Below are 9,476 nucleotides of genomic sequence, written 5' to 3' on the forward strand. Positions count from 1 at the left end.
GCGGCCGGGCCGATGACCGCGGCGTCGACGTCGGCGGCGATCTGCTCCAGCTCAACCTCGGTCTCGAAGGGGCGCAGCATCACCGCCTCGAGATGGGCGGCGTTCACCGAGAGCGCGTCGGTGGGCGACAGCACGGTCACCAGGCCCGCCCCCATCCGCAGGCCGGCGCGGGCGGCCAGGCGCGCGGCGCCGGTGCTCCAGGCGTCGCCGCTCACCACCACCAGGCGGCCGCGGGCGTGCTTGTGGGCGCTGACCACCGGCCAGGGAAACCGCGAGAGCCAGAGCTCCGGGGTGTTCTCCAGCAGGGTCGCGCCCCCGGCGGACAGGCCGATGTCGGCCACCACCACCTCGCCGCAGCTGCTGGCGCCCGGCTCCAGCACATGGACCGGCTTCTTGGCGTGGAAGGTGACGGTCAGGGCGGCGCGGAACGCGGTGTCGCCCAGGGGGCGGCCGGTGTCGCCCGACAGGCCGCTGGGAATGTCGATGGCCACGACGCGCTCGGGCATGCGCTCGCAGAGGCGCGAGAGGCGCGCGGCCTCCCCGTCCAGGGCCCGGGCCAGGCCGGCGCCGAACAGGGCGTCGACATAGAGTTCCGCTTCCCGGGGCGATTGGCCGGCCTCGATGGTCTCGCCGGTCCACAGCGCTGCTGCGGCCTTGGCGTCGGGGGTGACCGGCGGGGCCAGGCGCTCGACCCAGACCTCCCAGCCCCGCTCGGCCAGCAGGCGGGCCACGACATAGCCGTCGCCGCCATTGTTGCCGGGGCCGCAGAGCACGGCGGTGGGCCGCGGCGGGAAGCGCTCGCTGATGGCGTCGGCCACGGCGGCGCCGGCGCGGGCCATCAGCACCTGGCCGGGGGTTCCGGCCGCGATGGCCGCGGCGTCGGCGGCGGCCATCTCGCTGACGGTGAGGATCGGCCGCACGCGCATACTCCTGGAACTAGAGAACTCCGGTGGAGGCTTCTCGCCCCTGCTCCACCAGACGCAAGGTGTTTCCGTCGGTTTCGAGCACGCTGATCGAGGCGTGGTCGGGACGGAAGACCAGAACGCGCTCGTCGCCGGCGAGCTGCGACATCACCGCATTGATCGCCACATAGTGGCTGAACACCGCGGTCCCAGCCCGGGCCTTGAGCGAGGCGGCCACGTCCCGACGCCAGGCGTCGTAGTCCAGATCGCCCTTCACATCCCGCCAGCGACCCTGGAACACCTCGCGCAGCCAGGGCGGCCGCTCCTCGGCGGTGAGGCCCTTGGGGGTGGGGATTTCGCCCACATAGGCGTCGATCTCGATCTCGACGCCGAGGGCCTCGGCGGTGGGCTGGGCCGTCTCCCGGCAACGGCGCAGGGGCGAGCTCACCACCCTGGTGGGCCGCTCGTGCTCCGGCAGCGCCAGCAGGACATCGCGGGCGGCCTGCGCCTGGGCCTTGCCGGCGGCGTCCAGGCCCGGATCGTCATCGGCCTCGCCCCAGACGGCGGCCGGCTTGCCGTGGCGGATCAGATAAAGTCGCGACATGGGGGATCTCAGTCTGGGATGAACAGGTTCTTCTGGCCGTCGTCGATCTGGCTGACGGCCCCGGTGCGGCCCACCCCTTCGCGCGATTCCAGATCCCGCAGGGTGGCCTCGTCGCCGGGGGTCTGGGCCACGAAGCGGCGGCCCTCGGAATCCCGGCCCACGACGATGCCCAGCATATAGCCCTCCCGGCCATGGACCACGGTGTAGGTCTCGATGGTGGCCTTGCCCTGCGGCTGTTCGATGACAGTCGGATGCGGCAGGGCGTCGATCTGGGCCTGGATCACCTTGGGATCCTGGCGGTCGAAGGGCTTGGCGGGGGCCTGAGTGGAATAGACGCCGGTGGACTGCTTGGTGAGGAACCAGCCGTTGGCGGTGACCAGACCCCAGTCGCCGGGATGCTCGCGCAGGCGCTGCATCATCACCGCGATGGAGTGCATGGCGTAGTTGTTCCCAGGCCCGCCCATATAGGGCAGCCCGCCGGTGACGGTCAGGCCTCGGGGGTCGTCGAGCTTCAGGCCCAGCTCCTCGGCGCCGATCTCCACGGCCACCGGGAAGCAGGAATAGAGGTCGATGTGGCCGATCTGATCGAGGCTGACCCCGGCCATCTCCAGGGCCCGCTGGCCGGTCAGGCGCATGGCGGGGCTGGAATGGTAGTTCTGGCGGTCGATGGGGAACCACAGGTCATAGGCGTCGGCGCAGCCGTGCAGATAGACGAGCTTGTCCTCCGAAACCCCGAGTTCGCGCGCCTTCTTCAGGCTGCAGACCAGGACCCCGGCCGACTGGTCCACCTCCATGATGGCGTTCAGGTACTTGGTGTAGGGGAAGCCCACCATGCGGTTGCGGTCGGTGACGGTGATCAGCTCCTCCGAGGAGCGCTCCACCGGGAACCAGGCCTCGGGGTTCTTGGCCGCCACCTGGGTGAAGGGGGCGAAGAGGTCACCCATCTGCTTCTGGTGGTCGGGGATGGAGCGGCCGTCGCGGGCGCGCAGGGCGTTCTCGAACAGCGGGTAGACGTTGATGGGGCGGCCGAGGCCGTGGCGGTTCTCGTAGGGGGTGGAGCCCGGGCGCGGATCGCCGATACGCTCCGGCTCCGGCAGTTCCTCGGCGTCGTCCCAGTCGGCGAAGCCCAGGCCCTTGGTCAGGCGCTTGGTGGCCGACCCCAGGAACTCGCAACCCACCACCAGGGTCATCTCGTTGTCGCCGCGGGCGATGCGCTCGCAGGCGATGTTGATCAGTTGCTGGGGGCTGTTGCCGCCCATGTGGGAATAGACCGCCCAGCGGGGATCGGCGCCCAGGCGCTTGGCGAGCGTCGCCGGCGGATTGGTGGAGTGCGGCACCAAACGCCCGCCCCCCGGCGCATCGATGGTGAAGCCCACCACGGCCAGGCCGTCGAGGCCCGCCAGGGCCTCGGGCCCCAGCCCGGCGTCGGCCGCCGCGCGATCCGCCGCAATCTTCAGCAGCTGGGTCGGGGACGGCGAAGCGCCGGCATCTCCCCGATAGGTGAATTGGCCCGCTCCGATAAGAACTGGGGTCCTGTCGTCCATCTCACACGCCTCCGCCCGAACTTGAGCGGCGATCCTAGGCGCCCGAGCGCCGCCGACAAAGGCGATTCCGGCGGTGGTTATTTCTTGCGCAGCTCCTGATGAGAAAATAGACATTCGCCAATTCCCATCCGCCACCGCGCAACCCTCGGCGGGCGCCCCCTTGTCGCCCCACGTCGGAGCGTGCTCGTAGCCGGCAGCCGCTGGGGCGGCGCTGTTTGAGTACCAAGTCGGGCCATGAAGAAAATCGAAGCGATCATCAAGCCGTTCAAGCTCGACGAGGTGAAGGAAGCCCTTCAGGAACTCGGCGTGCAGGGCATGACCGTGCTCGAGGCCAAGGGCTATGGCCGTCAGAAGGGCCAGACCGAACTCTATCGCGGCGCGGAGTACGTGGTGGACTTCCTGCCCAAGATCAAAATCGAGGTGGTCGTGGCCGACGACCAGCTCGAGGCCGCGCTTGAATCCATCATCGGCGCCGCGCGCACGGGGCGCATCGGCGACGGCAAGATCTTCGTGTCGGAAATCATCGACGTTCTGCGGATCCGCACCGGGGAGACGGGCGCCGCGGCCGTCTAAGACTTTAGCCTATCGAGACATCTGCAAGGGGATTACGACTATGGCGACCGCCAAGGACATTCTGAACGAAATCAAAGAGAAGGACGTGAAATACGTCGACGTGCGCTTCACCGACATCCGCGGGAAGATGCAGCACGTCACCTTCGACATCGACCTGGTGGACGATGAGTTCCTGAACGACGGCACGATGTTCGACGGTTCGTCGATCGCCGGCTGGAAGGCCATCAACGAGAGCGACATGAAGCTGCGTCCGGACCTGGACAGCGCCTACATCGACCCCTTCTACCAGCAGACGACGCTCTGCCTGTTCTGCGACGTCGTGAACCCCGACACCGGCACCCCCTACGATCGCGACCCGCGCTCCATCGCCAAGGCGGCCCTGAACTTCGTGAAGGCCTCGGGCATCGGCGACACGGTGTTCTTCGGCCCCGAAGCCGAGTTCTTCATCTTCGACGACGTGAAGTGGTCGGTGCAGCCGAACAACACCGGCTACTCCTATGACTCCATCGAACTGCCGGGCAACTCCGCCAAGGAATATGCCGAAGGCAACATGGGTCACCGTCCGGGTCCGAAGGGCGGCTACTTCCCGGTCAACCCGATCGATTCGGCCCAGGACCTGCGCGGCGAAATGCTGGCGGTGATGGGCGAACTGGGCATGAAGCCCGAAAAGCACCACCATGAGGTGGCGCCGGCCCAGCACGAGCTCGGCCTGAAGTTCGACACCATGATCGTCATGGCCGACCGTCTGCAGCTCTACAAGTACGTCATCCACAACGTGGCCGCGGCCTACGGCAAGACGGCCACCTTCATGGCCAAGCCGATGTTCGGCGACAACGGTTCGGGCATGCACGTGCACCAGTCGATCTGGGGCGACGGCAAGCCCCTGTTCGCCGGCGACAAGTACGCCGGCCTGAGCCAGATGTGCCTCTGGTACATCGGCGGCATCATCAAGCACGCCAAGGCCATCAACGCCTTCTCCAACTCCACCACCAACAGCTACAAGCGTCTGGTGCCCGGCTACGAAGCCCCGGTGAAGCTGGCCTATTCGGCCCGCAACCGCTCGGCCTCGATCCGCATCCCGCACGTGGACAGCCCCAAGGGCAAGCGTCTGGAAGCCCGCTTCCCCGACCCGATGGGCAACCCCTACCTGACCTTCACCGCCCTGCTGATGGCCGGCATCGACGGCATCATCAACCAGATCGACCCGGGCGCGCCGCAGGACAAGAACCTCTACGACCTGCCGCCGCGGGAGCAGAAGAAGGTCCCGGAAGTCTGCGGCTCCCACAAGGAAGCCCTGGAGAACCTCGACAAGGACCGCGGCTTCCTGAAGGCCGGCGGCGTGATGAGCGACGAGTTCATCGACGCCTATATCGAGCTGAAGATGGAAGAGGTCATGCGCCTGGCCCTCCACCCGCACCCGGTGGAGTTCGAGATGTACTACAAGTGCTGATCGGCGCTTGAGCCACACCTAGCCAAGGGCCGGAGAGCGATCTCCGGCCCTTTTGCTTTGCGAGCGTTGCGGCTATCACCCGGCCCAAGGGAGCCACGGCTTCCACCAAGCTCAAGGCCCAGACATGTCCGACACGCCCCCCGACCGCCTCGCGATCAGCCCCAACAGCCCCTATTACGACGCCGCCGTCCTGGAACGCGGCGTGGGCGTGCGGTTCAAGGGCGTGGATAAGACCAATGTCGACGAGTACTGCGTCAGCGAGGGCTGGGTGCGCCTGTCGGTGGGCGCCACGGTGGACCGCAAGGGCAACGCCATGACGGTGAAGCTGCAGGGGCCCGTCGAACCCTACTTCCGCGACATCCCCGAGACGTGACCCCGCCGCCGCGCTGGGCGCGCCTGATCCTGGCTACCCCGGACGGCGAAGTCTGCGGCGCCCTCCCCGCCCTGGCGGTCGCCACCCCCTGGTGGCAGGACATCGCCCCGGTGGTTGAGGCCGTACGCGAGGCCCACGGGATCGAGATCACCGTCCTGCGCGTGCTGGAGGTGGCCGCCAACACCAAGTCCGTCAAGGTCACCTACCTGGCCGAGGTCCCGCAGGCGGTTCCCGCCGAGCCCTGGGACGGCGTCCTGGACGAGCAGCCCCTGCGCAACGCCTACGCCAGATTCGGCGGCCCGGCGGCCGACCTGGCCTGGGCCAAGACGACGCTCGCCGAACGCGGCCTGAGCCTCGTCGGCCCGCCACGCCAGGTGCGAACCTGGAACCTCTCCAGTCTCTGGAGCCTGCCGGTGGCCGGCCAGACGGTCTGGCTGAAGGCCACGCCTCCCTTCTTCGCCCATGAGGCGCCCCTGATCGCCGCCCTGGCCGGCGAGGCCGTGCCGACCCTGCTGGGCCACGAGGGCGGCCGGATGCTGATGGCGGAGATCCCCGGCCAGGACATGTACGGCGCCGAGGTCGACCGGCTGTTCGCCATGGTCGACCTGCTGGTGGGGATTCAGTCCAGGTGGATCGGCCGGGAAGGCGAACTCCTGGCGCTCGGCCTGCCCGACTGGCGCGCGCCGGCCCTGACCGAGGCGATCGGGACGGTGTTCGAGCGCACCGCGCCGCAGCTCTCCACCAAGAATCGTGGGGCCCTTGCGGCCTTCGTCGCCGACCTGCCGCGACGGTTCGCCGACCTGGCGGCCTGCGGCCTGCCCGACACCCTGGCGCATGGCGATTTCCACCCCGGCAATCTGCGGGGCCAGAGGGAGAAGCTGACCTTGCTGGACTGGGGCGATAGCGGACTGGGCCATCCACTGCTGGACAGCTCGGCCTTCCTCGACCGAATTCCGGCCGAGGCCGTCGAGGCCGTCCGCGCCGTCTGGCTCGCGCGCTGGCGCGAGGCGGCGCCCGGCTCCGACCCCGCCCGGGCGCTCACCCTGCTGGCCCCCATCGCCGCGGCGCGCCAGGCGGTGATCTATCAGGGCTTCCTCGATCGGATCGAGCCGGCCGAGCACCCCTATCACGCCGCCGATCCCGCAGACTGGCTGACCCGGACGGCGGCCCTGGTGCGCGCGGGCGGCTAGGAGGCTCGGCGGTCATCCGCTTGTCCCCAGGCTTGGTGCGTCAACGCGGCGCGTCCATTGCATTCGACCGGCGGGCGATTCATACCGAGCCCCCATCGAATCGATCCAGTTTCCGCCCATGCCCGACAAGCCCCAGGCTTCCCTGTTCGACGACGCCCTCAATCCCGCCCCGGCCGCGCCGCTGGCCGAGAGCCATGAGCCGCGCCCCGACCCGGCGATCACCGGCGGCTACTCGGCCAAGGACATCGAGGTTCTGGAGGGGCTGGAGCCCGTCCGCAAGCGTCCGGGCATGTATATCGGCGGCACCGACGAGCGGGCCCTGCACCACCTGTTCGCCGAGGTGCTGGACAACTCCATGGACGAGGCCGTCGCCGGCCACGCCAAGATCATCGAGGTGATCCTCGACGCCGAGGGGACGCTGACGGTCAAGGACGACGGTCGGGGCATCCCCGTGGACCCGCACCCCAAGCATCCGGGCAAATCGGCCCTGGAAGTGATCATGACCGTCCTGCACTCAGGCGGGAAATTCTCCGGCAAGGCCTATGAGACCTCCGGCGGCCTGCACGGGGTCGGCATCTCGGTGGTGAACGCGCTCTCCGAACGCGTCGAGGTCACCGCCTTCAAGGACGGGTTCGAATGGCGCCAGGCCTTCAGCCGCGGCAAGGCCATCGGCGGCATCGAGAAGCTGGGCGCTACCAAGAAGCACGGCACCAATATCGCCTTCGCCCCCGACCCCGTGATCTTCGGCGAGGGCGTGGCCTTCAAGCCCGCCCGGCTCTACCGGATGGCGCGGTCCAAGGCCTATCTGTTCGGCGGGGTCGAGATTCGCTGGAAGTGCGATCCCTCGCGAATCCAGGACCAGACCCCGGCCGAGGCTGTCTTCCGCTTCCCCAACGGCCTGGCCGACTTCCTGGCCGAGCGGGTCAAGGGCATCGAGACCGTCACCCCCGAACCCTTCGCCGGGCGCTACGAGCGCAAGGGCGAGGCGGGCAAGGTGGAATGGGCCGTCACCTGGACCCCGGCGGGGTTCGGCGAGGCCGACAGCTTCATGCAGTCCTACTGCAACACCGTGCCGACGCCTGAGGGCGGGACCCACGAGGCCGGCCTGCGGGCGGCCCTCACCCGGGGCCTGAAGGCCTATGCCGAACTGACCGGCGAGAAGCGCGGCGGGGTGATAACCGCCGACGACGTGGTCTCCCAGGCCGGCTGCCTGGTGAGCGTCTTCGTCTCCAATCCCGAGTTCCAGGGCCAGACCAAGGAGCGGCTGTCCTCCAGCGACGCCCAGCGCCTGGTGGAGAATGCGCTCCGCGACCCCTTCGACCACTGGCTCACCGCCCAGCCCAAGGCCGCCAGCGCCCTGCTGGAATTCGTCATCGAGCGGGCCGAGGAGCGGCTGAAGCGCCGGCGCGACAAGGACGTGGCGCGGGCCTCGGCGACGCGCAAGCTGCGCCTGCCCGGCAAGCTGGCCGACTGTTCGGCCAACGCCATCGACGGGGCGGAGATCTTCCTGGTGGAGGGCGACTCCGCCGGCGGCTCGGCCAAGCAGGCCCGCGACCGCCGCACCCAGGCCATCCTGCCCCTGCGCGGCAAGATCCTGAACGTCGCCTCGGCCACCCTCGACAAGATGGGGGCCAACAAAGAGCTCTCGGACCTGATGCTGGCGCTCGGCGTCCAGGCCGGATCGCGGTTCAAGGAAGAGGACCTGCGCTACGAGCGCGTGGTGATCATGACCGACGCCGACGTCGACGGCGCCCACATCGCCAGCCTGCTGATCACCTTCTTCTATCGGACCATGCCCGACATGATCCGGGCCGGGCGGCTCTATCTCGCCCTGCCCCCGCTCTACCGAATGAGCCACGGGGGCAAGACTATCTACGCTCGCGACGACGCCCACCGCGAGGAGCTGCTGGCCACCGAGTTCAAAGGCAAGAAGCCGGAGATCGGCCGCTTCAAGGGCCTGGGCGAGATGATGCCGGCCCAGCTCAAGGAAACCACCATGGACCCCAAGAAGCGGATCCTGGCTCGGGTCACCCTGCCCCGCTCCGAGGAGGCGGTGGAGGATCTGGTGGAGGCCCTGATGGGCCGCAAGCCGGAGTCCCGCTTCCGCTTCATCCAGGAAAACGCCGAGTTCGCCACCGCCGATCTGGACTGGACCTGAAACGGGACCGGTCTCGACCGGCCCCGCTCCAAGTGGATCCGATCAGCGTCCGGCGACGATGGAGACCTTTACCGGCGCGCCGCCCTGGCCCGTGCTGGTCCAGCTGTCGCCAGGCCCCTTGCCGTCGACCGTGGCGCTGCAGGACGGTGTGACGCCGGCCGCCGGCGCCGGATCGGTCTGGGTGAAGCAGGTCTGCCCCCCCGACACAGCCCAGGTCCCCTTGGCGGTGACGCCATCAGGTTGGGTAAGGCCGTAGCTGCCGTCGGCATTGACGAAAATCTTGGCCACCGCGTTGTTGCCGTAGTCCACCACGACGGTGTTTCCATAGGCGCCGTCCATAGGTCCGGCCTGGGCGAGGGTGGCGAAGGCCATGGCCGCGGCGGTCGCGACGAGGGTTAGGATAGGCTTCATCTGGTTCTCCCTGGATTGCAGCTAGCTGTCCGCGTCTTGGGCGGACTTGGGGCGATACTTCCCTGTTGAGCCCGGGAGATGCAAGTGAGTTGAACCTGTCGGCCGCCTAACGCGTTGACTTGAAGGCGGCAGCCCCTATCTTCCGCCGCGCGCAACGATCGCCGTCCGCGCCGCCCGGGTTTCGCATGCCTCCTTTTCGGGCGCGTTCCCGCCCACATTGCAACTGATGACCGAATTTTCTGAACTGGGCCTATCGCCCGCTACGCTCCAG

At 68.6% G+C, this 9,476-nt stretch carries 9 protein-coding genes; 5 read left to right on the top strand and 4 right to left on the bottom strand.

Annotated features, from left to right (window positions below; all coding sequences use genetic code 11):
* The 3 genes from Q7T09_RS20080 to Q7T09_RS20090 form a co-directional block, all read right to left on the bottom strand.
* A partial coding sequence (locus tag Q7T09_RS20080) for an NAD(P)H-hydrate epimerase (protein WP_304702011.1) occupies positions 1-926 on the bottom strand: 926 nt, incomplete at its 3' end.
* Between the two features lie 10 nt (positions 927-936).
* The gene (locus Q7T09_RS20085) at positions 937-1,506 is read right to left on the bottom strand and encodes a histidine phosphatase family protein (protein ID WP_304702012.1); all 570 of its coding nucleotides are present in this window, start codon (positions 1,504-1,506) and stop codon (positions 937-939) included.
* A gap of 8 nt (positions 1,507-1,514) precedes the next feature.
* Entirely contained in the window at positions 1,515-3,050 is a 1,536-nt protein-coding gene (locus tag Q7T09_RS20090; RefSeq protein ID WP_304702013.1) for an acetyl-CoA acetyltransferase, read from the bottom strand.
* Between the two features lie 234 nt (positions 3,051-3,284).
* Here Q7T09_RS20090 and Q7T09_RS20095 point away from each other — a divergent pair, with 234 nt between their 5' ends.
* The 5 genes from Q7T09_RS20095 (at position 3,285) to parE (ending at position 8,794) form a co-directional block, all read left to right on the top strand.
* Positions 3,285-3,623: a P-II family nitrogen regulator gene (locus Q7T09_RS20095; protein WP_304702014.1), complete on the top strand. Its 339-nt coding sequence runs from the start codon at positions 3,285-3,287 to the stop codon at positions 3,621-3,623.
* 40 nt (positions 3,624-3,663) lie between these two features.
* Complete coding sequence (glnA, locus tag Q7T09_RS20100; protein ID WP_304702015.1) at positions 3,664-5,073, top strand: type I glutamate--ammonia ligase; 1,410 nt, start codon at positions 3,664-3,666, stop codon at positions 5,071-5,073.
* Between the two features lie 124 nt (positions 5,074-5,197).
* Entirely contained in the window at positions 5,198-5,446 is a 249-nt protein-coding gene (locus tag Q7T09_RS20105; RefSeq protein WP_304702016.1) for a DUF3297 family protein, read from the top strand.
* Positions 5,443-6,636 carry an aminoglycoside phosphotransferase family protein gene (locus Q7T09_RS20110; RefSeq protein ID WP_304702018.1) on the top strand — a complete coding sequence of 398 codons (1,194 nt, stop codon included), beginning with the start codon at positions 5,443-5,445 and terminating at the stop codon, positions 6,634-6,636. Before Q7T09_RS20105 ends, Q7T09_RS20110 begins: the two co-directional genes overlap by 4 nt.
* A gap of 118 nt (positions 6,637-6,754) precedes the next feature.
* Positions 6,755-8,794, top strand: coding sequence for a DNA topoisomerase IV subunit B (gene parE, locus Q7T09_RS20115; protein WP_304702020.1), 2,040 nt, complete (start codon positions 6,755-6,757; stop codon positions 8,792-8,794).
* A 42-nt stretch (positions 8,795-8,836) separates the two neighbouring features.
* On the opposite strand, the gene Q7T09_RS20120 is transcribed toward parE, so the two are convergent.
* A complete protein-coding gene (locus Q7T09_RS20120; protein WP_304702021.1) occupies positions 8,837-9,205 on the bottom strand; it encodes a hypothetical protein in 369 nt (122 codons plus the stop codon).
* Positions 9,206-9,476 lie beyond the last annotated feature (271 nt).

Source organism: Phenylobacterium sp. (assembly GCF_030645195.1).
In the GTDB taxonomy this organism is placed as follows: Bacteria; Pseudomonadota; Alphaproteobacteria; order Caulobacterales; family Caulobacteraceae; genus Phenylobacterium.